At 36.8% G+C, this 25,527-nt stretch carries 32 protein-coding genes, 3 pseudogenes and 1 riboswitch; of the genes and pseudogenes, 31 read left to right on the top strand and 4 right to left on the bottom strand.

The window, feature by feature from the left end:
- The first annotated feature begins 12 nt into the window (after positions 1-12).
- The 23 genes from rplE (at position 13) to rpsI (ending at position 13,139) form a co-directional block, all read left to right on the top strand.
- Positions 13-552: a 50S ribosomal protein L5 gene (gene rplE, locus M948_RS42160; RefSeq protein ID WP_031335901.1), complete on the top strand. Its 540-nt coding sequence runs from the start codon at positions 13-15 to the stop codon at positions 550-552.
- 30 nt (positions 553-582) lie between these two features.
- On the top strand, positions 583-768 hold the full coding sequence (locus M948_RS42155; RefSeq protein ID WP_019375521.1) for a type Z 30S ribosomal protein S14: 186 nt from the start codon (positions 583-585) through the stop codon (positions 766-768).
- A gap of 29 nt (positions 769-797) precedes the next feature.
- Positions 798-1,196 (top strand): 30S ribosomal protein S8, encoded by a 399-nt coding sequence (rpsH, locus tag M948_RS42150; protein ID WP_021292698.1) that lies wholly within the window; start codon positions 798-800, stop codon positions 1,194-1,196.
- Positions 1,197-1,227: 31 nt separating this feature from the next.
- On the top strand, positions 1,228-1,764 hold the full coding sequence (gene rplF / locus M948_RS42145) for a 50S ribosomal protein L6 (RefSeq protein ID WP_021292697.1): 537 nt from the start codon (positions 1,228-1,230) through the stop codon (positions 1,762-1,764).
- A gap of 32 nt (positions 1,765-1,796) precedes the next feature.
- Complete coding sequence (gene rplR, locus M948_RS42140; RefSeq protein WP_021292696.1) at positions 1,797-2,159, top strand: 50S ribosomal protein L18; 363 nt, start codon at positions 1,797-1,799, stop codon at positions 2,157-2,159.
- A 20-nt stretch (positions 2,160-2,179) separates the two neighbouring features.
- Positions 2,180-2,683 carry a 30S ribosomal protein S5 gene (rpsE, locus tag M948_RS42135; protein ID WP_021292695.1) on the top strand — a complete coding sequence of 168 codons (504 nt, stop codon included), beginning with the start codon at positions 2,180-2,182 and terminating at the stop codon, positions 2,681-2,683.
- Positions 2,684-2,696: 13 nt separating this feature from the next.
- The gene (gene rpmD / locus M948_RS42130; RefSeq protein ID WP_021292694.1) at positions 2,697-2,879 is read left to right on the top strand and encodes a 50S ribosomal protein L30; all 183 of its coding nucleotides are present in this window, start codon (positions 2,697-2,699) and stop codon (positions 2,877-2,879) included.
- Between the two features lie 32 nt (positions 2,880-2,911).
- Positions 2,912-3,352 carry a 50S ribosomal protein L15 gene (gene rplO, locus M948_RS42125; RefSeq protein WP_021292693.1) on the top strand — a complete coding sequence of 147 codons (441 nt, stop codon included), beginning with the start codon at positions 2,912-2,914 and terminating at the stop codon, positions 3,350-3,352.
- Complete coding sequence (gene secY, locus M948_RS42120) at positions 3,352-4,647, top strand: preprotein translocase subunit SecY (RefSeq protein ID WP_021292692.1); 1,296 nt, start codon at positions 3,352-3,354, stop codon at positions 4,645-4,647. Before rplO ends, secY begins: the two co-directional genes overlap by 1 nt.
- 33 nt (positions 4,648-4,680) lie before the next feature.
- On the top strand, positions 4,681-5,325 hold the full coding sequence (locus M948_RS42115) for an adenylate kinase (protein ID WP_021292691.1): 645 nt from the start codon (positions 4,681-4,683) through the stop codon (positions 5,323-5,325).
- A gap of 257 nt (positions 5,326-5,582) precedes the next feature.
- The gene (locus M948_RS42110; protein ID WP_021292690.1) at positions 5,583-5,918 is read left to right on the top strand and encodes a KOW domain-containing RNA-binding protein; all 336 of its coding nucleotides are present in this window, start codon (positions 5,583-5,585) and stop codon (positions 5,916-5,918) included.
- Positions 5,896-6,114: a translation initiation factor IF-1 gene (gene infA, locus M948_RS42105; RefSeq protein ID WP_010095735.1), complete on the top strand. Its 219-nt coding sequence runs from the start codon at positions 5,896-5,898 to the stop codon at positions 6,112-6,114. Before M948_RS42110 ends, infA begins: the two co-directional genes overlap by 23 nt.
- A gap of 30 nt (positions 6,115-6,144) precedes the next feature.
- Positions 6,145-6,258: a 50S ribosomal protein L36 gene (gene rpmJ, locus M948_RS42100; protein ID WP_010095733.1), complete on the top strand. Its 114-nt coding sequence runs from the start codon at positions 6,145-6,147 to the stop codon at positions 6,256-6,258.
- 23 nt (positions 6,259-6,281) lie between these two features.
- Positions 6,282-6,647, top strand: a complete 366-nt coding sequence (gene rpsM / locus M948_RS42095) for a 30S ribosomal protein S13 (RefSeq protein WP_021292689.1) — start codon at positions 6,282-6,284, stop codon at positions 6,645-6,647.
- Between the two features lie 24 nt (positions 6,648-6,671).
- Positions 6,672-7,061 (top strand): 30S ribosomal protein S11, encoded by a 390-nt coding sequence (rpsK, locus tag M948_RS42090; RefSeq protein ID WP_021292688.1) that lies wholly within the window; start codon positions 6,672-6,674, stop codon positions 7,059-7,061.
- 209 nt (positions 7,062-7,270) lie between these two features.
- The gene (locus M948_RS42085; RefSeq protein ID WP_021292687.1) at positions 7,271-8,215 is read left to right on the top strand and encodes a DNA-directed RNA polymerase subunit alpha; all 945 of its coding nucleotides are present in this window, start codon (positions 7,271-7,273) and stop codon (positions 8,213-8,215) included.
- 110 nt (positions 8,216-8,325) lie between these two features.
- On the top strand, positions 8,326-8,679 hold the full coding sequence (gene rplQ, locus M948_RS42080) for a 50S ribosomal protein L17 (protein ID WP_021292686.1): 354 nt from the start codon (positions 8,326-8,328) through the stop codon (positions 8,677-8,679).
- A 180-nt stretch (positions 8,680-8,859) separates the two neighbouring features.
- Positions 8,860-9,699 (top strand): energy-coupling factor ABC transporter ATP-binding protein, encoded by an 840-nt coding sequence (locus tag M948_RS42075; RefSeq protein ID WP_021292685.1) that lies wholly within the window; start codon positions 8,860-8,862, stop codon positions 9,697-9,699.
- On the top strand, positions 9,675-10,547 hold the full coding sequence (locus M948_RS42070; protein WP_021292684.1) for an energy-coupling factor ABC transporter ATP-binding protein: 873 nt from the start codon (positions 9,675-9,677) through the stop codon (positions 10,545-10,547). The genes M948_RS42075 and M948_RS42070 overlap by 25 nt, the downstream gene beginning before the upstream one ends.
- Positions 10,540-11,337 carry an energy-coupling factor transporter transmembrane component T family protein gene (locus tag M948_RS42065; protein WP_021292683.1) on the top strand — a complete coding sequence of 266 codons (798 nt, stop codon included), beginning with the start codon at positions 10,540-10,542 and terminating at the stop codon, positions 11,335-11,337. Before M948_RS42070 ends, M948_RS42065 begins: the two co-directional genes overlap by 8 nt.
- Positions 11,338-11,357: 20 nt before the next feature.
- Positions 11,358-12,110, top strand: a complete 753-nt coding sequence (gene truA, locus M948_RS42060) for a tRNA pseudouridine(38-40) synthase TruA (protein WP_021292682.1) — start codon at positions 11,358-11,360, stop codon at positions 12,108-12,110.
- A gap of 179 nt (positions 12,111-12,289) precedes the next feature.
- A complete protein-coding gene (gene rplM, locus M948_RS42055; protein WP_021292681.1) occupies positions 12,290-12,727 on the top strand; it encodes a 50S ribosomal protein L13 in 438 nt (145 codons plus the stop codon).
- Positions 12,728-12,740: 13 nt separating this feature from the next.
- Entirely contained in the window at positions 12,741-13,139 is a 399-nt protein-coding gene (gene rpsI, locus M948_RS42050; protein WP_269778090.1) for a 30S ribosomal protein S9, read from the top strand.
- An 88-nt stretch (positions 13,140-13,227) separates the two neighbouring features.
- On the opposite strand, the pseudogene M948_RS42045 reads toward rpsI, so the two are convergent.
- Positions 13,228-13,527: pseudogene (locus M948_RS42045) on the bottom strand (site-specific integrase); the annotation flags it as partial.
- 388 nt (positions 13,528-13,915) lie between these two features.
- Between M948_RS42045 and M948_RS42040 the strand changes: the two are divergent.
- A pseudogene (locus tag M948_RS42040) lies at positions 13,916-15,046 on the top strand (IS110 family transposase); the annotation flags it as partial.
- 262 nt (positions 15,047-15,308) lie between these two features.
- Here the strand turns inward: M948_RS42040 and M948_RS42035 are convergent.
- From M948_RS42035 to M948_RS42025, 3 genes are all read right to left on the bottom strand, one after another.
- On the bottom strand, positions 15,309-16,283 hold the full coding sequence (locus tag M948_RS42035; protein ID WP_021292677.1) for an alpha/beta hydrolase: 975 nt from the start codon (positions 16,281-16,283) through the stop codon (positions 15,309-15,311).
- Between the two features lie 467 nt (positions 16,284-16,750).
- The gene (locus tag M948_RS42030) at positions 16,751-17,011 is read right to left on the bottom strand and encodes a hypothetical protein (RefSeq protein ID WP_021292675.1); all 261 of its coding nucleotides are present in this window, start codon (positions 17,009-17,011) and stop codon (positions 16,751-16,753) included.
- A gap of 206 nt (positions 17,012-17,217) precedes the next feature.
- Positions 17,218-17,697 (bottom strand): GyrI-like domain-containing protein, encoded by a 480-nt coding sequence (locus M948_RS42025; RefSeq protein WP_021292674.1) that lies wholly within the window; start codon positions 17,695-17,697, stop codon positions 17,218-17,220.
- A 106-nt stretch (positions 17,698-17,803) separates the two neighbouring features.
- Between M948_RS42025 and M948_RS42020 the strand changes: the two genes are divergently transcribed.
- The 7 genes and pseudogenes from M948_RS42020 to M948_RS43050 all read left to right on the top strand — a co-directional run bounded on the left by M948_RS42020 (position 17,804) and on the right by M948_RS43050 (position 25,056).
- The gene (locus M948_RS42020; protein ID WP_021292673.1) at positions 17,804-18,766 is read left to right on the top strand and encodes a helix-turn-helix transcriptional regulator; all 963 of its coding nucleotides are present in this window, start codon (positions 17,804-17,806) and stop codon (positions 18,764-18,766) included.
- A gap of 725 nt (positions 18,767-19,491) precedes the next feature.
- Entirely contained in the window at positions 19,492-20,097 is a 606-nt protein-coding gene (locus tag M948_RS42015; protein ID WP_021292672.1) for a hypothetical protein, read from the top strand.
- Positions 20,098-20,985: 888 nt separating this feature from the next.
- The gene (locus tag M948_RS42010) at positions 20,986-21,834 is read left to right on the top strand and encodes a sialate O-acetylesterase (protein WP_021292671.1); all 849 of its coding nucleotides are present in this window, start codon (positions 20,986-20,988) and stop codon (positions 21,832-21,834) included.
- Between the two features lie 35 nt (positions 21,835-21,869).
- Positions 21,870-22,024, top strand: a pseudogene (locus M948_RS43800) (PadR family transcriptional regulator); the annotation flags it as partial.
- A gap of 615 nt (positions 22,025-22,639) precedes the next feature.
- Positions 22,640-22,984, top strand: coding sequence for a hypothetical protein (locus M948_RS42005; protein WP_021292669.1), 345 nt, complete (start codon positions 22,640-22,642; stop codon positions 22,982-22,984).
- A 964-nt stretch (positions 22,985-23,948) separates the two neighbouring features.
- On the top strand, positions 23,949-24,404 hold the full coding sequence (locus tag M948_RS41995) for a hypothetical protein (RefSeq protein WP_021292667.1): 456 nt from the start codon (positions 23,949-23,951) through the stop codon (positions 24,402-24,404).
- A gap of 499 nt (positions 24,405-24,903) precedes the next feature.
- Complete coding sequence (locus M948_RS43050; RefSeq protein WP_021292665.1) at positions 24,904-25,056, top strand: hypothetical protein; 153 nt, start codon at positions 24,904-24,906, stop codon at positions 25,054-25,056.
- A 295-nt stretch (positions 25,057-25,351) separates the two neighbouring features.
- Positions 25,352-25,458, top strand: a riboswitch (SAM riboswitch).
- The last annotated feature ends 69 nt before the right edge of the window (positions 25,459-25,527 follow it).

Below are 25,527 nucleotides of genomic sequence, written 5' to 3'. Positions count from 1 at the left end.
GAGGGCCACATGATGAATCAATTGAAAACAAAGTACCAAGATGAAGTATTACCATCTTTAATGAATAAATTTAATTATGAATCTGTTATGCAAGTACCAGCAATCGAAAAAATTGTTATTAACATGGGTGTTGGTGATGCAGTACAGAACTCGAAAGCTTTGGATAACGCTGTCGAAGAGCTTGCGTTAATTTCTGGTCAAAAACCAATGATAACTCGTGCTAAGAAATCTATCGCTGGATTCCGTCTACGTGAAGGTATGCCAATCGGCGCTAAAGTAACCCTTCGCGGAGAGCGTATGTACGAATTTCTTCAAAAGCTAATTGCAGTATCACTTCCACGTGTACGTGACTTCCGTGGTATCTCTAAAAAGGCTTTTGATGGTCGTGGAAATTACACATTAGGTGTTAAAGAACAACTAATTTTCCCAGAAATTAATTATGATAAAGTAAACAAGGTTCGTGGTATGGATATTGTTATCGTAACAAGCTCTAATACTGACGAAGAAGCTCGTGAACTTCTGGCTCAACTAGGCATGCCTTTCCAAAAATAAGCCAAAGAGCTAATACAAGGAGGGAAAATTGTGGCTAAAAAATCCATGATTGCAAAACAAAAACGTCCACAAAAATATCAAGTACGTGAGTATACACGTTGTGAGCGTTGTGGTCGTCCACATTCTGTAATCCGTAAATTTAAACTTTGCCGTATTTGTTTCCGCGAACTTGCCTATAAAGGTCAAATTCCTGGTGTCAAAAAAGCAAGCTGGTAAACCCCGATTCGGGAAGGAGGTAATGATTAATGGTTATGACAGATCCAATCGCAGATATGCTAACTCGTATTCGTAATGCTAACATGGTAAAACATGAAAAGTTAGAGCTTCCTGCTTCTAAAATGAAAAAAGAGGTCGCAGACATCCTGAAACGTGAAGGTTTTGTTTCTGACTATGAGCTTGTTGAAGACAGCAAGCAAGGTATTCTGCGTATTTTCCTTAAATACGGTGTGAACGAAGAGCGAGTAATTACAGGTATCAAACGTATTAGTAAACCAGGACTACGTGTCTATGCAAAAGCTAATGAAGTACCTCGCGTACTTAACGGTTTAGGTATTGCTATCGTTTCAACTTCTAGAGGTGTGCTTTCTGACAAAGAAGCTCGTTCTCAAGCAGTTGGTGGCGAAGTAATTGCATATGTCTGGTAATTGAACATTTATTGATGAGGAGGTGCATGGGATGTCTCGTATAGGACTTAAACCGATTGAAATTCCCCAAGGTGTAGAAGTAAAATTCGATGGTACGGTAGTAACAGTTAAAGGACCTAAAGGTGAATTAACTAGAGATCTACATCCAGATATTAAAGTTAATATGGAAGATAACGTGATTACGTTAGAACGTCCAAGTGATCACAAAGATCACCGCGCTCTACACGGAACGACTCGTAGCCTTATCAACAACATGGTTGAAGGTGTAAGTAAAGGGTTTGAAAAATCTCTTGAAATTATCGGGGTTGGTTACCGTGCTCTAAAACAAGGCAATAAAGTTGTGATTAACGCAGGTTACTCACACCCTGTTGAACTAGATCCAATCGACGGAATTGAAATTGAAGTACCGAAGAATACACAAATCGTTGTAAAAGGTATTGATAAAGAATTAGTTGGCGCTGTTGCTTCTAACATTAGAGCAATTCGTCCTCCTGAACCGTATAAAGGTAAAGGGATTCGCTATGAAGGTGAATATGTACGTCGTAAAGAAGGTAAAACTGCTAAGTAAGAATAGTTAGGGAGCAGAAAGGAGTGACCTAAATGATTACAAAACCTGACAAAAATGTTGTACGTAAAAGAAGGCACGCACGTGTACGTAAAAGTCTTTTCGGCACACAAGAGCGTCCGCGTCTAAACGTATATCGTTCAAATAAACACATCTATGTACAATTGATTGATGATATAGAAGGAGTTACTGTTGCAAGTGCTTCTACGAAAGATAATGAACTGAATGCAGGCTCTACAAGCAATGTAGAAGCGGCAAAGCAGGTCGGAGAAATGATTGCTAAACGTGCTCAGGATAAAGGTTACAAATCGGTTGTTTTCGATCGCGGAGGCTACCTTTATCATGGACGTGTGAAAGCTTTGGCAGATGCTGCAAGAGAAGCAGGTCTTGAATTTTAATCGATAAAGGAGGGACATACATGAGTAAAAACATTGATCCGAACAAATTAGATCTTGAAGAACGTGTTGTTACGGTCAACCGTGTTGCAAAAGTTGTAAAAGGTGGACGTCGTTTCCGTTTTGCAGCTCTAGTAGTTGTCGGTGATAAAAATGGTCATGTAGGTTTTGGTACAGGGAAAGCTCAAGAAGTACCAGAAGCAATTAAAAAAGCAGTTGATGATGCAAAGAAAAATTTAATTTCAGTACCAATTGTTGGAACTACTATTCCGCATGAAATTCATGGTCAATATGGTTCAGGTAATGTATTATTAAAACCAGCAACAGAAGGTACTGGAGTTATCTCTGGTGGACCAGTTCGTGCAATCTTAGAACTTGCTGGTGTAGGTGATATTCTAACGAAATCACTCGGTTCAAATACACCGATTAATATGATCCGTGCAACATTAAATGGACTATCAAACTTGAAGCGTGCAGAAGATGTAGCAAAACTACGTGGAAAGTCTGTAGAAGAACTGTTAGGATAAGGAGGGAACTGTTATGTCTAAAAAACTAGAAATCACCCTCACGCGCAGTGTTATTGGTGGAACAGAAGCACAAAAGAAAACTGTTCAAGCATTAGGCTTAAAAAAAATTCGTCAATCAGTTGTTCATGAAGATACTCCAGCGCTTCGCGGCATGGTAGATAAAGTATCTCATTTACTAACGGTTAAAGAAGTTTAATTTTAAAATCAGCGTAAAGAGGAGGTGCTCGAATGAAACTTCATGAATTGAAGGCTGCAGAAGGTGCACGTAAAAACCGTAATCGTGTAGGTCGCGGTATGTCATCAGGTAACGGTAAAACTTCAGGACGTGGACATAAAGGACAAAAAGCACGTTCAGGCGGTGGAACTCGCCCAGGTTTTGAAGGTGGTCAAATGCCACTATTCCAACGTTTACCAAAACGAGGATTTACAAACATCCATCGTAAAGAGTTTGCTATTGTAAACTTAGATACGTTAAATCGTTTTGAAGACGGCACAGAAATTACACCTGAGCTATTACTGGAAGAAGGTGTCGTAAGCAAACTAAAAGCCGGTATTAAAGTACTAGGCAATGGTGCTATCGAAAAGAAACTAACAGTAAAAGCTCATAAGTTCTCGGCTTCAGCTAAAGAAGCAATCGAGGCAGCGGGCGGTCAAACAGAGGTGATCTAATGTTCCGTACAATCTCCAATTTTATGCGCGTAGGTGACATTAGACGGAAAATAATCTTCACATTACTTATGTTAATTGTCTTCCGTCTAGGCACATTTATTCCTGTGCCGTTTACAGATAAGCAAGCACTTGATCAATTGATGAGCTCACAAAATGTGTTTGGTTTTCTAAATACATTTGGTGGGGGAGCACTACAAAACTTTTCAGTTCTTGCCATGGGGATTATGCCTTACATTACAGCGTCTATTATTATGCAACTCTTGCAAATGGATGTTGTACCTAAATTTGCAGAATGGAAAAAGCAAGGTGATGCGGGTCGGAAGAAATTGGCACAGGTTACGCGTTACGGCACGATCGTACTTGCATTTATCCAAGCAATTGCGATGTCAATTGGCTTCAATGCAATGGCAGGTGGTATGTTAATCTCAGACCCTGGCGTAATGAAGTTCCTTGTTATTGCAATTGTCTTAACAAGTGGAACAGCATTTCTGATGTGGCTCGGCGAACAAATCACTGCAAATGGAGTAGGTAATGGTATTTCCATTATCATTTTTGCAGGTATCGTTGCAGCTGTGCCAAATGGAGTGAAACAATTATACAGCCAGTATTTTGTAAATCCTGGTGATGATTTGTTTATTAATATTGTTATTGTTGCACTAATTGCTTTGGTAGTTGTAGCAGTGACGGTTGGTGTTATCTTTATTCAACAGGCATTGCGCAAAATACCAATTCAATACGCCAAAAAACTTGTTAATCGCTCTCCGGTTGGCGGACATTCTACACATTTACCATTAAAAGTAAATGCTGCTGGAGTAATCCCAGTCATCTTTGCGATTGCATTTATAATGGCACCAAGTACGGTTGCCGGTTTCTTTGAAGGTAATGAAATAGCGGCTACGATTCAGCGTATATTCGATTATACACAGCCAATTGGTATGGTTATCTATGTGGCATTAATAATTGCTTTCACTTATTTCTATACCTTTGTTCAAGTTAATCCAGAACAAATGGCCGAGAATTTACAAAAACAAGGTGGTTACATCCCGGGGATTCGCCCAGGTAAGAACACAGAAACGTATTTAACAAGAGTTCTTTACCGTTTAACGTTTGTAGGTGCATTGTTTTTAGCGGCTGTATCTGTACTACCTATTGCCCTTGGTGGAATGGCGAATCTACCTGCTTCTGTACAAATTGGCGGAACGAGTTTGTTAATCGTTGTAGGTGTAGCCCTGCAAACGATGAAACAATTGGAAAGTCAGTTAGTAAAGCGTCACTACAAAGGGTTTATAAAGTAATTTTTGCTGACAATGAGAGCGAGGGGAAATTTGTTGAACTTGATTTTAATGGGTCTGCCAGGTGCTGGTAAAGGTACGCAGGCTGAGAAAATAAATGAAAAATATAACATCCCTCATATTTCAACAGGAGATATGTTCCGTTTAGCTATTAAAGAGGGAACAGACCTAGGAAAGAAAGCAAAAGAATATATGGATCAAGGCGAACTTGTTCCAGATGAAGTTACGATTGGAATTGTCAGAGAGCGCTTGAATAAGGACGACTGTAAAAATGGTTTTCTATTGGATGGTTTCCCAAGAACGATCAACCAAGCCGAAGCCTTACAAGACTTATTACAAGATATGAACGAAACCATTGATTATGTACTTCATGTAGATGTACCAGAAGAAAAATTAGTGGAGCGTTTAACTGGTCGTAGAATTTGTCCGACATGCGGAGCAACTTATCATGTGGTTTATAACCCTCCTAAAGAGGATGGGATTTGTGATAAGGATGGTTCACAGTTAATCCAACGAGATGATGATAAAGCTGATACGGTGAAAAAGCGTCTATCTGTTAATATAGAACAAACAAAACCGTTATTAGATTTTTATGAGGATAAAGGATATCTTGTAACCGTTGATGGAAACCAAGATATTGATCAAGTATTTCGTGATATTCAATCCAAAATTGAGAAATAAGCATCTAAGCTGTTTTTAGCACACAAGGGATGCATTTCTATTTGCTAAAAGTTATAATTAGTTGTGAGTAACATACGCTTAAGACGTGTATTACTTTATAATATAAGTGACACAGGATAAAAAGTAGTAAACCTTTTTCCTATAAATAGTTGTTCTAATAGAGGTTAAAGTAGTGTGTCTAACGCTTGCTTCACCCTCTTGGGACATCATCTAAAAGGTAGCCATATAAACTATAGCCTAAGTGAAGGTGATCGTTGTTGAACGAAGATGATTCGATTCCGCTAATAGGTCAAGTTGTTCGTATTATGCAAGGACGAGAAGCGGGTCAATACGCAGTGGTAATTAAATTTATCGATGATAAGTATGTCCTGCTTGCAGATGGGGAAAAACGTAAATATGATCGACCAAAGAAAAAGAATATGCATCATATTGAATTAATGGATTACGTTTCTCCGGAAGTCCAAAACAGCCTTCTAGAAACTGGTCGTGTCACAAATGGTAAATTGCGATTTGCCATAGCAAAATTTGTCAATGAAGTTGTGACTGATTTGAAGAAGGGAGATCAACACGATGGCGAAAGACGATGTAATTGAAGTGGAAGGAACCGTAACAGAAACGTTGCCGAATGCGATGTTCAATGTTGAGCTAGAAAATGGCCATACCGTATTGGCCCATGTGTCTGGTAAGATTCGCATGCATTTCATTCGCATTCTTCCTGGCGATAAAGTAACGGTTGAACTTTCTCCGTATGATTTAACAAGAGGACGAATTACGTACCGTTATAAATAAGCTCTGCTCCATTTAAAGGAGGTAAAGATGATGAAAGTAAGAGCATCTGTAAAACCCATTTGTGAAAAATGTAAAGTAATTAAACGTAAAGGCAAAGTAATGGTCATTTGCGAAAATCCAAAGCATAAGCAAAAACAAGGATAATAAACAGGAGGTGTTTAAACGATATGGCACGTATTGCAGGTATTGATGTTCCACGTGATAAACGTGTGGTAATTTCACTAACATACATTTATGGAGTTGGTAAAACTACTGCACAGCAAATCCTTAAAGAAGCAGGCGTTTCTGAGGATACACGCGTACGCGACCTTACTGAGGATGAATTAGGTAAAATCCGTAAAGCAACGGATGAATATACAATCGAAGGTGACCTTCGTCGTGAAGTATCCCTTAATATTAAACGACTAATCGAAATTGGCTCTTATCGTGGGGTTCGTCATCGCCGTGGTCTTCCTCTTCGTGGACAAAAAACGAAAAACAACTCACGTACACGTAAAGGACCACGTCGTACGATCGCTAACAAGAAGAAATAACGAAAAAGGAGGTATATATAACCTATGGCACGTAAAACAAACACACGTAAACGTCGTGTGAAAAAGAATATTGAGTCAGGTATAGCACATATCCGTTCTACATTCAATAACACGATTGTTACGATCACGGATAAACAAGGTAACTCTATTGGATGGAGTTCAGCTGGTGCACTTGGCTTCAAAGGCTCTCGTAAATCTACGCCTTTTGCTGCACAAATGGCAGCTGAAACTGCTGCTAAGTCTGCAATTGACAATGGTATGAAAACACTTGAAGTAACGGTTAAAGGACCTGGAGCTGGTCGTGAAGCGGCTATTCGTTCACTTCAAGCAGCAGGATTGGAAGTTACAGCAATTGTTGACGTAACTCCAGTTCCTCATAATGGTTGTCGCCCACCAAAACGTCGTCGTGTATAATTATACCGTATATAATTTGTCACCCTGTCTATAATGGGTTATGATAGCTAAAAATGCAAAGGAGTGTATCCTTAGCGAACAGCATCCGAGAGACAAGAACGTACGAAAGAACTGCAGGTAGTGCAGAAACGCCAACTGCCTATTTGAGGAATTTCGGTTAGACAGTGGTCTAACCGGGGTTTCGACGTTTTAAAGGAGGGTTTTATTGAATGATCGAAATTGAAAAACCAAAAATTGAAACGGTAGAAATCAGCGATGATGCTACATTTGGAAAATTCGTAGTCGAACCGCTCGAACGTGGATATGGTACCACTCTAGGAAACTCCTTGCGTCGTATCCTACTATCCTCACTTCCAGGTGCTGCTGTTACATCAGTTCAAATTGATGGAGCGCTACATGAATTTTCAACAATCGAAGGTGTTGTTGAAGATGTGACAACGATTATTTTGAACCTGAAGAAGCTAGCTCTAAAAATTTACTCTGACGAAGAGAAAACATTAGAGATTGATGTGCAGGGAGAAGGAAAAGTTACGGCTGCAGACTTAACCTATGATAGTGATGTAGAAGTCTTAAATCCTGATTTGCCTATTGCTACATTAAACAGCAAAGGTAACTTGCATATGAAGATTACAGCAGAACGTGGACGTGGCTATCGTCCAGCTGATGCTAATAAAAGAGATGACCAACCAATTGGAATGATTCCAATTGATTCTATTTTTACTCCAGTGTCACGTGTTACCTATCAAGTAGAGAATACACGAGTAGGGCAAGTAGCTAATTTTGATAAATTAACAATGGATGTATGGACAGACGGAAGCATTCGTCCTGAAGAAGCCGTTTCTTTAGGCGCGAAAGTCTTTACGGAGCATCTTAATATTTTTGTAGGTTTAACAGATGAAGCACAAAACGCAGAGATTATGGTCGAGAAAGAAGAAGATCAAAAAGAAAAAGTGATGGAAATGACCATCGAAGAACTTGATTTATCTGTTAGATCTTATAACTGCTTAAAGCGTGCTGGTATTAATACAGTTCAAGAGCTTGCAAATAAATCTGAAGAAGATATGATGAAAGTTCGTAATCTTGGTCGTAAATCACTAGAAGAGGTAAAAGTTAAGTTAAATGATTTAGGTCTAGGCTTACGAGATGATGACTGATCATATAGACACCTAGATTAGGGCAATATGCTGAAATCACTATTATTCAAGCAGGTTGTTCGTTTAACTTTAGATTTAATCATAGTCATCAAGAAAGGGAGGGATAGTCCATGGCTAGAAAATTAGGTCGTACAACCGATCATCGTATGGCTTTGCTTCGTAACCTTGCTTCTGATTTAATTATTCATGAGCGGATCGAAACAACAGAAGCAAAAGCAAAGGAGCTAAAATCCGTCGTTGAAAAAATGATTACCTTGGGAAAACGTGGAGATCTTCATGCACGTCGCCAAGCTTCATCATTTTTATATAACCAGGAAGCTAACGAAAACGAAAGTGTAATTCAAAAGCTTTTCGATGATGTGGCTCCACGTTACGAAGACCGTCAAGGTGGATACACTCGTGTTCTTAAATTGGGTGCTCGTCAAGGTGATGGAGCAAACATGGCAATTATTGAACTAGTTTAATGTAACCACAACGACAAGGGCAGGACTGAATCTCTTCTACGAGGTGCATCCAAGCCCTTTTTTTGTAGTGGGAAGCGACTGTTTAGAGACGTTGCCATAAGTAAAAGGAATAACTCCGCTTCTTTTACTTATGGCCTCGGTTACATAAGATCCCAAGGTAGAGACGAGGAGGAGAAACAGATGAGAAGCAAATTAATCGAGTTTAGAAATGTGTCATTTCGATATGGAGAAGAACAGCCTTGGGTACTAAAAGATTGCTCATTTGAAATCTATGAAAATGAGTGGGTAGCAATTATTGGACATAATGGTTCGGGTAAATCCACGATTGCTAAGTTAATGAACGGTTTATTATTTCCTCAAAGAGGAGAAATATTCATAGATCAGAAGCCAGTTACACCAGATACGATCTGGGAAGTGCGTAAAGATGTAGGTATGGTATTTCAAAATCCAGATAATCAATTTGTCGGTACCACCGTACAAGATGATGTTGCGTTCGGTATGGAAAATAGAGGTTTTACAAGGACAGAGATGTTAACTCGCCTGGAGGAAGTATTGGCTGCTGTTGGCATGCCAGCATATCGACAAACAGAGCCTCATCGTTTATCGGGAGGCCAAAAACAGCGTGTGGCAATTGCGAGTGTCCTAGCAGTATCTCCCCAAGTAATTATCTTAGATGAAGCCACAGCTATGCTTGATCCAAAAGGTAGACAGCGTATTATGCAAACAATCAAAGATGTGCAGCATAGCAAAGATATTACGTTATTGACGATTACCCATGATTTACACGAAATCGTCCAAGCTGATCGTGTTATTGTGATGAATGATGGACAACTATGGGACGAAGGATTACCAAGAGAGGTATTTTCTAAAAAAGATGGGCTTAAAGAAATAGGGTTAGATACGCCATTTATTTCCAGTTTAGCAGAAGAATTAAAGCTGGCTGGTATTTCTCTTACACAAGAACCATTAAATCACGAAGAACTTTTGGAGGACTTATGGACATTACATTCAAGAACGTAAGCTTTGTATATCAGCAACATTCACCATTCGCTCATCGTGCATTAGATAAGTTAGATTTGCATATTCCTTCTGGTTCATTTGTAGCTGTTGTCGGACACACAGGTTCTGGTAAATCTACGCTTATTCAACATTTAAATGGGTTAGTTCGTCCAACAGAAGGGGATGTGTGGATTGGAGATTTTCACCTGAATGCAGAACATAAACCAAAGAATATGAAGGAATTAAGAAGTAAAGTTGGTGTTGTATTTCAATATCCGGAGCACCAACTTTTTGAGGAAACGGTAGAAAAGGATATCCGATTCGGTCCCAAAAATTTTGGTGTTGGGGATAGAGAAATACAAAGGCGCGTGAAAGAAGTACTTCCATCTGTTGGTCTAACAGAGGATTTCTTGGACCGTTCTCCGTTTGACTTAAGCGGAGGGCAAATGCGCCGAGTTGCCATTGCAGGTGTGTTAGCAACCAAACCAGATGTCCTCGTATTAGATGAACCGACTGCTGGATTAGACCCACGTGGTCAAAAGGAAATGATGGAGATGTTTTATGCTGCACATCAAGAGCAAAAGCTAACCACGATTCTTGTTACTCATAGCATGGAAGATGCGGCAACCTATGCTGACCATGTGATTATTCTTAATAAAGGTACTAAATATATGGAAGGAAAGCCTGAAGCAGTTTTTGTTCAAAAAGAAGCATTGCAGCAAGTGCAATTAGATGTTCCTGAGGTTGTTCGGTTTCTTGATCTATTTGAGAAGAAGTTTGGAATGTCTATTCCATATAGACGGCAATCCGTGAAAGACATAGCTAAAGCTATTGAGAAGGTAATGACGGGAGGCAGCGGCCATGAATAATGCGCTCGTAATTGGTCAGTATGTTCCTGGAAATTCTCTCATTCATCGGCTAGACCCGCGTACAAAAATAACGATAATCTTTTTCTTTGTGTTTATTGTGTTCTTTGCGAATAACTTTTGGAGTTATGCTATATTAACCGTTTTTGCCTTGGCCAGTTTGTTCACATCGCGGGTACCTATTCGATTTATTCTAAAAGGGTTAATGCCAGTATGGTTCTTAATTATTTTTACTTTTATTCTCCATATGATTGTAACAAAAGAGGGAACGCCAGTCTTTAACATCTTTACATTCACTGTTTATTCCGGTGGTATTCTTCAGGGGTTTGCAATCTCGATGCGTTTTTTCTTGTTAATTCTAGTAACTTCATTATTAACGTTAACGACTACCCCTATCGAGATAACAGATGCAATCGAAGAATTGCTCCATCCATTAAAAAAGGTAAGGTTCCCTGTCCATGAACTAGCCTTAATGATGTCAATCTCCCTACGGTTTATCCCGACCTTATTACAAGAAACAGAGAAAATTTCAAAGGCACAAGCATCTAGAGGGGTTGATTTTCGAACTGGACCAATCAAAGAAAGGGTACAAGCAGTGGTACCATTATTAGTGCCTCTTTTCGTTAGCGCGTTTAAACGTGCCGAAGAACTAGCAATGGCGATGGAGGCAAGAGGTTATCAAGGTGGACAAGGTAGAACAAAGCTGCGTGAATTAAAAATCGGCAAGCGCGATATTTTTGTCTATTGCTTATTTATTGGTGTGGTTATCGGTCTATTGTTTATACGAAATTAAGAGAGAAAGGCTAGAGCAATATGGTTAGAGTGAAATGCATTATTAAGTACGATGGATCACAATTTTCGGGGTTCCAGATACAGCCTAAAAAGCGAACCGTACAGGGGCTACTTGAGCAGGCATTAACAAAAATGCATAAAGGAAAGCCTGTACGAATCCAAGCTTCAGGACGAACCGATTCAGGGGTGCACGCAAAAGGACAAACCATTCATTTTGATTCTCCCTATGATATTCCTTTATACAACTGGAAGCAGGCGTTAAATACGTTACTGCCAAACGATTTATATGTAAAGCAGGTGGCTTTTGCTTCAGATACATTTCATGCTCGTTACGATGTAGTTGAAAAAGAATATCGTTACTATGTATGGAACGAGAAGGAACCTGACGTATTTAAGCGTAACTATGCGTATTTCTTTCCCTATTCCTTGAATATAGAAGCGATCCAGGAGGCATGCGGCTATCTTGAAGGAACGCATGATTTTACCACTTTCTCTTCTGCAAAGGCATCAGCAAAAGGAACAAAACAACGGACGTTATACGCTGTATCTTGTGGAAAACAGGGCTCTGAGATCGAATTTATATTTCGAGGAAGTGGTTTTTTATATAATATGGTACGAATCATTGTTGGTGTCTTATTAGATATAGGCCAGGGAAGGCGTCAGCCGTCCGACATTCATGATTTACTAGCTAAGAAGGATAGAAGGCTTGTTGGGGAGACAGTGCCCCCAGAAGGGCTCTATTTGTGGAATGTCAGGTATGGGGAAGTTGACTAAGGGGATTTACAAAGAAATTGCAACTCATATGCATCAGAGCTTGACAAAAATCTAGTTATTGGTGTATTATGATCTATGGCATTTTATTTCTAAACCATGATTAGCCCCGGAAACTAATTATGTTGAAATAGACGAATGAATATGGAAAAATGATTTTTTAAATATGGAGGGAAACACTCATGCGCACAACTTTCATGGCAAATGAAAATAACATTGAACGCAAATGGCTAGTTGTTGATGCAGAAGGTCAGCGTTTAGGTCGCTTAGCGAGTGAAGTTGCTGCGATCCTTCGTGGAAAGCACAAGCCAACTTATACACCACATGCAGACACAGGTGACCATGTGATCATCATTAATGCAGATAAAATCGAATTAAGTGGTAAAAAAATTACGGACAAAAAATACTACCGTCATACAAGCTATGCTGGTGGATTAAAAGAACGTACAGCATATGAAATGCGTACGAAATATCCAGAGCAAATGCTAGAGCTAGCTGTAAAAGGAATGCTTCCTAATGGCTCTCTAGGTCGTAAAATGGCTAAAAAACTTCATGTATTTAGAGGTTCTGAACACAATCATCAAGCACAAAAACCGGAAGTTTATGAGCTTCGCGGGTAACTAAAAGGAGGTAATTAATTTGGCACAAGTACAATACTATGGTACAGGTCGTCGTAAAAAATCAACTGCACGCGTACGTTTAGTACCAGGCTCAGGTAATGTTACTATTAACGGACGTAATGCATCTGATTATTTCCCATACGAAACACAAATCTTAATTCTTAATCAACCACTTGCAGCTACAGAAACTCAAGGAACGTATGACGTAATGGTAAACGTTCATGGTGGAGGATTCACTGGTCAAGCTGGCGCTATCCGTCATGGAATTGCACGCGCACTACTTGAAGCAGATCCAGAGTACCGTTCTTCTCTTAAAACAGAAGGTTACCTAACTCGTGATGCTCGTATGAAAGAACGTAAGAAATACGGTCTTAAAAAAGCACGTCGTGCACCTCAGTTCTCAAAACGTTAAAATACCAACGTTTCAAGGCTCTCAACCAATTCGGTTGGGAGTCTTTTTTATGGTCAATTTGGCGTTCGTGACTATATTTTGACTATAGTTATTCAGATTCCATAAATTTTTGAAACGTATTTGCTGTTTTTTGAGAAACAAAATTAGTAACGTGCGTGTAAACATTCATCGTTGTTTGAATATCCTTATGGCCTAATCTTGCTTGTACTTCTTTTATAGAAGCTCCAGCTTCAAAAAGAAGTGAAGCATGTGTGTGTCTTAACCCATGAATTGTAATCGGATGAAGCTCATGTCTTTTAATAAAAGATTTGAGTATATCATTTGGTTGGGCTAATCTAAGAGGACGCATATCTGGTCTAGTTAAGACGTATTCTATTTCCATCGTAATAATCCTTGTACATTAGAACGCTTTCTTAGTATTACTCCGTTTGCAATAAATTCGTTAAAATCTGCGATTGCCAAAATAGATAAGGCTTATATGAAAGAATGAGCGCTAATCTTTATTCCAGAAAAGCGCCCGATCGTATTATAAGGTCAACCGGAAATATGATATTTTTCTGGTTGACCTTATGTTTTATAGGTTATTCTTTAGGTAGTCGGGGTAGGACGTAAGCGCCCGTGGGACTTGATCCCGTCCGTAATACTGTCCACCCCCTACTTGTAGAAACATGTTTGAGGCTGGTTGGGGCACTGACCCCGCATAACAAGCGAAGCTATGACACTACAAGATAGACAGGGGTTACCGACAAATCTACTAAAAGGAGATGTGATAAATTATGGATCCAGTGATTGGCCTGGATGTTGCAAAAGGAGAAAGCCAAGTTCAAGCTTTCCTGGCAAGAAAGCAGCCTTTCGGGAAGACCTTTAAGTTTAAGCATGATACCAATGGTATGAGTGATTTTTTTATATTTTACAAAGAAGTGGAGTTCCAAGCTGAATCTAAACCGGTTGTTGTGTTTGAGTCGACAGGACACTATCATGAACCTATTTTACAGTACCTTGAGGAAAGAAAGATTACTTACTACTTAGTGAATCCTGTAGTTTCTTACGAAACGAAAAAAATTAGTCTTCGAAAAGTAAAGTCAGACCCAGCCGATGCGAAACACCTGTGTGAAATGTATTACAAAGAGGACTTAGTAGCCTATCATCGAAAATGTGTTCAAACGATGAATTTGAGAAATTTATGTAGACAACACGATTCTTTAACACGTAACTATGTACAACTGAAACTTCAGTTCCAAACGATATTGGATCAAGTATTCCCTGAATATAAAGGAGTTTATAGTAATTTATACGCACCTCTTTCCTTAAAAACGTTACTCCTCTATCCTACTTCTCATGAAGTATTAAAGGTTCCAACGGATGAATTAGCTAAGGAGATGCATGGACTAGGAGGAAAGAGGTCGTATGATTGGTTTTATGAAAAGGCCTTGAAGTTAAAAGAAGCAGCAGAACGAAACCCCTTTAAGAAAACGCTGTATCAAAGCCACTTGGTTACACTAAAAATGTATATTCAAATGATTCTTCAACAACGAGAGTTTCTGAACGTACTTGAGCAGGAGATTGAGACGTTAGCGAAACAATTTGAGGTGTATGAGATTCTTACATCCATCCCCGGAGTAGGTACTAAAATTGCAGCCACTCTGATTTCAGAAATAGGGGATGTCACACAATTTAGTCACCCTAAGAAACTAGTAGCCTATGCAGGACTTGATCCAAGGGTATACCAATCAGGTAAGTTTACAGCTACGATAAACTGGATAACCAAAAGAGGATCTACGAAGCTACGTCAGACCATCTATTCAGCTGTTCAGTGTGGACTAACCAATAACCGGAATGTGAAAATTCGAGAGTATTATGACAAAAAAAGAAGTGAGGGCAAGCCTCACAAAGTAGCCATCATAGCTTGAGCCAACAAGCTATTGCATTGGATTTATGCCATATTAAAGCATAAGCAAATATATACCGCATAAACCCATACAAATAATTACACAACTTACAAAAAATTCAATTATAAATATTGAAGCTTCTTTGTGATGCACATTTTTATTATACCATCTTTAATCTAGTATGATTACTTAAAAAGTATTGACTTATATTAGCTGGTATTACTGAAGAACGTTCCATTACATTTTTGATTCAAAAACTGTCATAAATAGAGTCTTCTTTCTATGTATAGTTGAGTGATATATCATACATGGTTTTATGAAAAAGTCCAGGCTCTTCAAATGGCAAATTATGTGCAACTCCTGAAAAAAAGATCGTCTCTTTAATAGGTGCGGTTAAACTACTATAAAATTCTTGAACAAGCAAATTTGGCGTATTGAAATCAAATTCGCCCAACAAAAAATAAACCGGACAGTTTACATCCTTAATTTGATCAAGTAAATTCACTGTCATTACTTCATCCCACATGACTCGCATAGAGAAAGTATTACCTTCATTTAATTTATCGATGTCGGTCTCTTTATATTCTGATCTCTTTTGGATGATATGTACCGTTCGTTTAAAAAAATCTGTATCTTTATAGACAACTCCCCCAAATTCAGTAAGCCATTTCCTTTGAATAAATAAATCATTAAGCGTCTTATATGGAGGATGACCGATAGCTTTTAGTTCACTGGTTGCTTTCTGTAACTCATTTCGCTTTGCAAAGTCTACTGTAAAGTTATAGCTTAATAATTCCCCTCGTTGCAAATGTACACTTTGACCCACTCCAACATATGCATAGATTAAATCAGGGTATTTTTGTGCCAATAACATTCCAATAATGCTGCCCCACGAATGCCCAACCACAAATATTTTATCCTTTTTAAACCGGTAGATAAGGTATCTAGTCAATTCATGCGCATCATGTACAAAGTTCTCTATATTCATTGATTCCTCTGATAAGGAATCATTATATGATAAACCCGCCCCTCTCTGATCCCAATTGACTACAATAAAGTCTTTTTCTAATGAAGTTTGATATTCAGGTGCCCATCCAATTTGGGCGTTCCCGGGTCCACCATGAAGAAAAAGAATGACTGGATTATTAATATTTTCACCACGAAGCAAGACCCATTGCTCAACTTGATCAAGCATTACTTTTTCTAAAGAATTGACACTCTGTTTTCCTTCGATCATTGGTGTAAATCTATCCATACATTAATCCCCCCTTTGCATTATTTAGAAAAAACCTATTAAACACTATAAGATTTTGCTTCAAAACAAAATCTTATAGTTAATTCTACTTTATTTCGCCACAATCCTGCTCTGTTTAGCTTAAGAAGACTTACTCCATTATATGGCCTGATTCATAAATAGAGCGCAGATTCTTACTCCAGAATTGCGCCCTATAATGGAATAACTCAAACATGATCCCTATCTTCAACTCCATTAAGTTTGTCCTTTCACAAGCTTGTTTGCCCTTCCCAATCCGTTAAAAGAACACATTTGAGGGTAAGTAAATCATCTTAAATATCTAACCTATTAACTGTACAAAGCGTTTTGGATAAAGTGTGATGCTTTATTTCCGCCAAAAATTCGTATACTCTGCTTTATCCCAAATGTTAAATTCAATGATTTTTCCTGCTAAATATTTTTCGAAAAGTTCCATGTTGATCACTCCCTTAACTAATACCCAAAAAAGAATCTTTTATGATATTCTTTTTTGAAATATTATTATTTTGTAGATAATCAGAGGTGGCATCTACCATTTCTTTCGGTCCAGCAACCAAGTATATACCATCGTTATAATATAAAGTGGTAAACTTATTTATCTCTCGATAGAGTTCATCCCTTGAAGCAAGGTACATTACACTTATTAAACGACCACCTGTTAAAGCAGGTGGTCGTTTAAATATGGATATTGTATCTTGAAAAAAATTCATTTCCCATCTCCTCTATTGAGCTGTTCTTCTTACTTTGATTTTCTTTTTTTCAGTCCCACTTATTTTACTAACAACAGAATTAAGAGTTCAAAAGGTCAAAACAGATCACTTATTGGTAACGATGACCATTAGTGACCTGTTTTATCATGTCTATTTTAAATCATCAATAGGATAAGCAAGAGGATTCCAACCCGCTGTTTATCGTTTTAATTTCTAACAACGGGGATCCACATTTCACCATATACTAAGTCGTCTTGCTGTCCCATCACAACCGCTGCATTTGGACCACCGACATAGGATACATCCGTTACTTCCATTAGGACCTCACCAAAGGCAATCCCAGTCAGCTTGTTACTCAACTCTTCATCCGTATTTGCTTCTCCTTTAACAACAATATATTCCCCTTTAGGAAATTGGATAAGTCTCGTTGCTTCTGGTAAGGATTTCTCCGTCATAACACCAGCGTAATGCATCATCTTATTATTCACTGCTTCGTTTACAACAAAAATGTAGTCATTTGTTGTAACAGTTTTTAGTTTATCAAGTCTTCCATCTTGATTAACGGCTTGCCAAAAATCTGATTTTTCTTTATTAATACCAGCTTGGTCTGTGTAATCGCTTTTAATCTCTACTCCAAAACCTAAAACAGTAAAGCTGTCCTTTTCCTCTAAAGTATAGTTTACCATTTCAAAATTCCTCCTTTTAAATTAAACAAAAGACTTGTTTTTTCCCTTGTTACGTTTATGATAGCATTAAACCATGTCAAAAAATGATACTGTTTAGGAGGACCCAATGAAAAAAATTGAACGGATTAACACCATCATGCGGTATATCAATAACCGTTCTTTCTTTACAATTTCTGAAATAATGTTAGAATTTAACATTTCCCGTTCAACTGCTATTAGGGATATCAGGGAAATTGAAGCGATGGGGATGCCACTTGAAGTCGAAGTTGGAAGGGATGGGGGCTATTCTGTCATGAACAACTCTATCCTACCTTCTATTCGCTTTACCGATAATGAAGTTAAAGCGCTTTTTATTGCCTTTATGGCCTCAAAAAACCAACAACTTCCCTATCTGGAAGGTCGACAGTCTTTAGCTGAAAAATTACTAGGCCTCATCCCAGAAAACCAACAAGAGACCTTAGTTTTATTAAATCAAATTTTGCTTTTTGAAGGGACCAACCCTAATAATCCTGATTTACTTGATCTCTCAGACCTTCCACATCCTATGTTAGAAAATCTCATCCAACTCCTTCTTTTAGATTGCCATTTATTGATTACCATCAAAGAAGGAAAGGCAGAAAAGTCTTTTCCAATTTTTCTTTTGCATCTTTATCGTGAAAAAAGCCTTTGGCAAATTGAAGGATTCGACCTCGAGGAAGAAAAGAAAAGAATTTTTTCTGTTGACAACATCATCAATGTGGAACCATATCCCACGAAAACAAAAGTAACTAGGAAAAAGGTTTTGGAAAAACTAAGTAAGCAGAAAGAAGTAATCAACCTTATCATTGAATTTGGTCCAAAGGCAATTGCCCAGTTCAAAAAGTACCATCCTTTTAAATATTCAATATCCTATACGAATCCTTACCAAACAACAGGCATTCTAAAGACTTTTGTCAATGTTAATATTCCCGAGGAATTGACCGATATAACAAATTGGCTACTTTTTTTAGGTGAGGATATCAAGTTTAGGGAAGTGCCAGAGGAAGTCTTAGAAAGTCTACGAGAAAAATTATTCTTATACTGCAAATAAATAAGCAGTGACTAGTTAAAAGTTCAGTAATCTTGGTTTTGTCCAGTTCCACGTTAAATTCTACATCAAAGTACGTAAAAATAACTTTTTGCTGCCACTGCTTATTGAACGCTTGAACAATTGAGGCTTCTATTCACTTTCTAATAATGCCTTCCCTTATTCAAGATTATGGCCCGTTAGTTGAATAAGCGAATAATTTTAACTCAGATTTTTTCCGCACCTCACGAATAAAACTTTTCATAATAATTAATGAATATAAAAATATGGTGGTTTTTTAACTTTATGTTAGTTTTTAGAAACTAACATAAAACTAACGAAGAAAAATAAAATAGCAAAATAAGAAGAATTTAATGTGGATTATGTTTTATAAAATATGCATTATGATAAATAAAAACGAATGCGAGAGAAACTTAAAAAAACGAGGTCAAGTATGGGCGGCATGATGTAAATCACCGCCCAGCAACCTTAGCCTTACAATGTTTTTAGATTTGGATATTGCTTATTCGCACTAAAAACTAACAAAAAGCTAATATTATTTTTTCAGCGTAATAATCTTAAAATGGCGTTTTCATATAAAGTTTTTACTTTTACGGAAACGTCCTTTTTCATTTTGTGGGTAATATGTATAAGTCTTATTTTTGTTTTAGATTTAATGATACACGTTGAATTAACAGTGAAATTGTGATAGATTTTTGTGATTCATGGTACATAAGGGAGAGTTTAAAATGAAGCTACCATCTTTTCTTGTTATTTTTTTAATGTCAATAATACTTATTGGTTGTAGTAATGAGGACTCGGACGAATCAAAGAGTGGCGAACAGAGTAATTCAACTCTTATAAAGAATCATAAGTTCAACCTAGAGGATAAAGGAACTTTTTATAGGCATAGTAAAGTAAATAATATCGGTAAATATGAAACAGGTCCAGTAAGCATAACTTTAGAGTCGGCAGAAATAGTAAGTGGAAAATATAATGAAAAGTACGATTATGAGGATGTTAATCCTGAAGGTGAAAAAATGATAAATTTTCAGGCACGATTCGAATTAACTCAGGAGATAGAGGATATCACCTTTAATCAAGAATATATGCATCTATTATTGGATAGTGAGGAAATGTCTGAACACCCACTAGAATTAAGGAGTAGTGCAATTGATATTCCTATAATTAGAAATTACAATAATACTCGACAAATAACCTTCGCAATAAAAGAAACTAATCTTCAAGATATTGAAAAAGCAACATTAATTATAGATTCACCTGTCGATAGTAGTGGTGAACCTTTAGGAGAAGACTTAGAGATTGAGGTAGATTTTTCTAAAAGTAATAATTAATACATACTGAGATTTATTTAATATTAGTAGTTATGATTTTAAATCTAACCTAAAAAGTAAAGAAAGCCTTTTAATAATAAGGCTTTCTTACTTGAAAACACTCTAATAATTTTGTTTTTAACATGATTAGTAAAAAATAGCTAATCTAAGTGTTTGCCTATGTTGGGTTTGTTGTTGTCATTTGACTACATTTTGACTATAAAAACGTTAATCACCCTTATATACCAAGAATTTGCCCTCTTTGTTCTTATCGAACAAAGAGGGTTTTTCATGACTAAATTTAGACATTGATACGTACGTCAAACATGATAGACACCTTTCCGGAATTGGTGCGGTATTTCGTTAGCAAAAAAACCGGTACAGGCGAACCTGCGTCGCCCTGTCAAATGGTATTTGGGATTTATTGTACCGAGTTTTCATTTTCCCGTAAATTAAACGAGAGGATCGATTAGTTGAAGTTAATCGTTGTTTTCACAACAATGGAAATAACGATTCTCTTTCGTATTTCTTTCTTTTCCGAATAAAGGATCTTGAAAAAGTCATTCATTCTTTGCATCGTATTATCTTCTTTTGGTAAATAATATGCAGTATTTCAAACCTACACTTCTTTGATCGAGCTTGACCCCGTTCAAAGCCTAACATACATATCTATTGTGAATGTGTCGTTGAAGTAGCGTCACGATGATTAAAATAAGATACGAGGCTTTACAATCTATAGATAGTCTAAAGAGTTACCTTATGGTGAAAGAAGGAATATATAGTTATTCTGCAAAAGGGCCAGATAATTGAATAATGACAAAATTGACTTGACAAAAAGACTAATTGAGCTATATGCTTAACCCGTTTATTCTAATTAGACCATTGCATACAAAGAAAGAAGGTTTTTCTATGAAATCTATATTATTAATCGGACAATCAAATATGGCAGGCAGAGGGTTTATTGAGGATGTACCGCCGATTTATAATGAGCACATAAATATGTTGCGAAACGGTAGGTGGCAAATGATGGCAGAACCGCTTCATTTTGATCGTCACATATCTGGTATTGGGCCTGCAGCCTCTTTTGCTCAGGCTTGGACAGAAGATCATTCGGGCGAGTCCATTGGGCTAATAACATGTGCCGAGGGAGGCAGCTCTATTGATGAGTGGTCAATTGATGGACTTTTAACAAGACATGCAATTTCTGAAGCAAGATTCGCTATGGAAACAAGTGAAATAGTGGGAATACTTTGGCATCAAGGAGAAAGCGATAGTTACGGAGAACGTTATCAGACGTATGAAGCTAAATTGCTTTCTTTATTTAAACACTTGAGAGAAGAATTGAATGCACCAAATATCCCGATTATTATCGGTGAGTTGGGACATTACCTTGGAGAGGTCGGATTTGGAAAAAGTGCTGTAGAATATAAACAAATAAACCAGATATTATCTAAAGTTGCTCATACCGAAAAAAATTGCTATTTTGTAACATCAAAAGGCTTAACAGCAAATCCAGATGGTATTCATATTGATGCAATCTCCCAAAGAAAATTTGGGTTGAGATACTATGAAGCTTTTTCAAAACAAAAGCATGTTTTGGATATTTTAGACATAGAGCATGGATGGATTGAAAAGGAAGCAAAACGTGAACGAACTAAAAATGAACGTATATTTGTTCAAAGTATGAAGTTTGCCTTAGGAAAATTGAGTTTTGAGGAGTTCTCTATTAATGTCTCCACTATTAATGAAAGTAAGTAAAGCAAAATCAATCTCATTTGATGAGGAGGGATCAATTGATTCAACTGTTAATATTAGGTTTGTTAAAAGAAAACCCAGGTTTATATGGATAGGAACTTTTGGCAATTATGAATGAGCGAAATCATTTGTAGTCAATTATACCAAAGGTTTTCTTTATTATAATATTCAACAGTTAGAAGAAAAAAGATTGCCGCATTTTTAAAGAAAAGAATGCAGATTTAGTTCATTAAAATGAAACATCTTTAATTTTATTGAATGATTTACATATTAAGATGAGAATATATATGATGCTTTTCTTCTTTTACTTTATTCGTGTTTTCTATATTAGCCAATGATGTTAGGTTCTTTGTAGTTGCTGCTATTCTTATGATCTTATACATGAGTAGTTTGATAAAAGGATTAAAGGCTTTTAGAAAGCATAAACAAGATACATCTATATAAATGAGAGATATAGGACAGTTATTTAGGTTTGTGTTAATTTTTTTCATATATCATAGGTTAAGAGAGAGGTAAACATGAAGTATGCACATATTTTATTATTTATAGTTCTAATTGCTGTTAGTGGGTGTAGCAATAAGAGGAGAATATAAGTCAATCTCAGGAAAAGAGCAATCCTATTCTGATACAAGAACATCAATTTGGCCTAGAATCCGGACGCGGAGGGGAATTTTACAGGTACAAAAGTATAAATGATATTGGTACATATGAAACAGGGCCAATTACAATAACGGTTGAATTCGCAGAAACAGTGAAAGGAAGTATAACAAAAGATTTTAGGTCAGGCAATAAGGACACTTATAAGTCGATGGAAATAATAAATTTTCAAGTGAGATTTGAATTAAATAAAGAAGTAGACGATGATAGTACATTTAATAATGAAGAAAATATTCATCTTTCAACGGATACTGGTGAAGTAATTCAACAACCATTCCAATTTTTGAGCAGTGTTGTTAATATGTCTATACTTAAAAATACTCAAGAGTATAATAATGGAAGTTACCTTCGTCAATTTACATTTAGGTTGAAAGAATCTACTGCTCAAGATATTAAAAAGGCAACATTAATTATAGATTCACCTGTGGATGGTAGTGGTGAGCCTCTAGGAGAGCACTTAGAGATTGAGGTCGATTTTTCTAAGAGTAATAATTAATACATACTGAGAATTAATTAAAATATTTAATTTATATTTTAAAATCTAATAATTTTGTCTTAAGGACCAGATAGTTGAATAAGCATTTGATGCGATTCTGAGAAGTGAAACATTCTAACATATAATATAGATGCAAGCCTGAAAATGATGCTTCATTTAAATCTCAGTGGTAAATTATTGGAAGATATCACATGTCTGGTATTGAAATCTTGAAAAGTATTTTTAGTTTTAAATCTTTGAAAATAAGCGTTATTGGATTCTTTTACCCATATTTATAACTGCTGTTTTGTTAACGCTTCTTCTTATTGCTGATAAGTATAAAATACTACCCGTTTACTCTTAATGGGTTTATTAGTAATCTTGTTTTTGGACTGTATAGTGTGTCTGGAATTTCTTGAGCGAAAAAAAGAATAATAGGGATTAAATTCGATCGGATCATTTAAAAACACTTAGGAATGAAAGAGGTGAAGAAAGATGATTGTATTACTAACATTGTCAGCTATATCCCTATTTTTAGTCATTACTAAGACTTTAAAGAACCACACAAATAATAAATTTCTGAAACAGTTTGGATTGGCTATATTAGTGGGAATCATAACGATAAATAATCTTATTACGAATAACAGTGGAACGGCTTTGAAATATGCTGTTATAGGTATAGGAATAATGTCATTTATTGCTATTCTAACTGAAATAATAATTTTCAAGAAGAAACAAACTACATCATGAATTTAGCTAATTGCTTTATTCAACAAACAGGCACAAAACAGGAATACAGATGCATCACCTATTAGAGTCAACGGCGCTTTCCATGGATTTAGAAGATGCTTTTCTTATGACTGATTAAAAGAGGGTGGCTACCCTTCTGAATTTAACAGATGGATGAACGGTCTTATAGTCGCATCCACGATTGCCGTTATGAGACTTGGAGATAATCAGGGTCAGTATAGAAAGGGAGGATAAGATGGATGAAACAGAATGGGATATACAAGAAGTTAAGCGTTTAAAAAAGAAGCAGTTAATCCAATACAATTTTGGGATGCTGTTTTTATTCCTTCTGTTTGCTTATTATGTAAAGACAGGTGGAACGTTTTTAGCTTTTTTAATTCTTTGTTGCGTGTTTTTTTGGATTATGGCAGCGCATACATTATATACCCTTAAGACAGGAAAGATGATTGGTACAAAGACAAACAGGCTTGTCCAGGCTTTTGACAGGGATCACAGGGGAGAGAGGCGCTGGAAGCGAAAAACAATGACAGAGGCTGTCATCATCAGTATGATTAGCGTTATTTTTACGGTGCTTTTGTTTATGATCAACTTTGACTCAGTAAAATTAGATTTTCCTTCTGATACTTTCCCGTTAATCGGGGGTTGGTTAGGATTTAATATAGGAGAAATCGTCAGAATGAATAATTTATAATAAACACTTTGATATTTTACAGTTACCTACATATAATTCTATCAATCAATTATTCATAAGAAAGGCTAATGCCATTTATTATAAAGTGTATCAAGATTATCAAAGGAGAAAGGGTGTTATTAATGAGAACCCCAAGTAGATATTCAGTGTTGATTGCTTTATTAATATTGATTGGCATCACATCGTTTGTAGTTTTATGGAATATGATTCCTGCCAAAGGTATAGCCTTTATCTTACTGGTAATTGTATCAGTAGTTACTACTCTTTCGTTAATTGGAACAATACTTTCTGCAACAGAAATCTACAAGGCAAAGGATCTGAAACACAGAATAATAAATATAACTTGCTTAGTAGTATCACTCACAACTTTTTTGATACCTATCACCTTTAATTTGCTCCCTAACTTAAAGATGTAAGTTTATGAATGGAGTATTCATCAAACGGGTACTTATCCTGAATAAGAACTTGGTCCATCGACCAGCATAAAGGGGCTATGAATATGTTGAGTTATTATAGTAATCTTTCTTCAGGGGTATGCGATATAGATAAATACATTGGTCTTTCATTTGATGATGTGGAATTTTATAGTGACAGATTAGCTTCCTGTAAGGGGGAAATTCGTGAGCCGGGAGTTGGGACGGGTCGAGTGTAATCGGAATTTTATTTTACGGCCTACTTGTTGCTTTTAGAGGTGTTATATTATCTCTTCGATATAATGGTCATTTTATTGAAGAAAGAAGGGGAATAGAAGGGGATGTTTCTATATAATGCATGTTGCGATTTAAGAGGGATTTTAATATCGATACCTTACGTCAACTAGCTTTCTTCATCGCTATCACTGATGTAAGCAATGTATGCGAACCTATTTAAAAATTCTGCAAAAGCTATTGACAAAGCTGGGAAGCTCCTATAAAGTGATTATTAAATTAAAATGATATACAATTATTTCCTTATAAAGAGTCGGGGGAGGAATCTGGTCTTTTGATCCCGCAGCAACCTCATGTTAGAGATGAAGGTGCTAAGTCCAGCAGACAAATTGTCTGAAAGATGAGGGTAAATGATCATACCTAAGCCCTTGTCCTTTGAAGGATAAGGGCTTAAAATTTTTTTAATTATAAACCAT

The organism is Virgibacillus sp. CM-4 (genome assembly GCF_000445495.1).
GTDB lineage: Bacteria > Bacillota > Bacilli > Bacillales > Amphibacillaceae > Virgibacillus > Virgibacillus salexigens.
The sequence above is the reverse complement of the archived record's forward strand: the minus strand, read 5'-3'. Positions and strand labels throughout refer to the sequence as shown.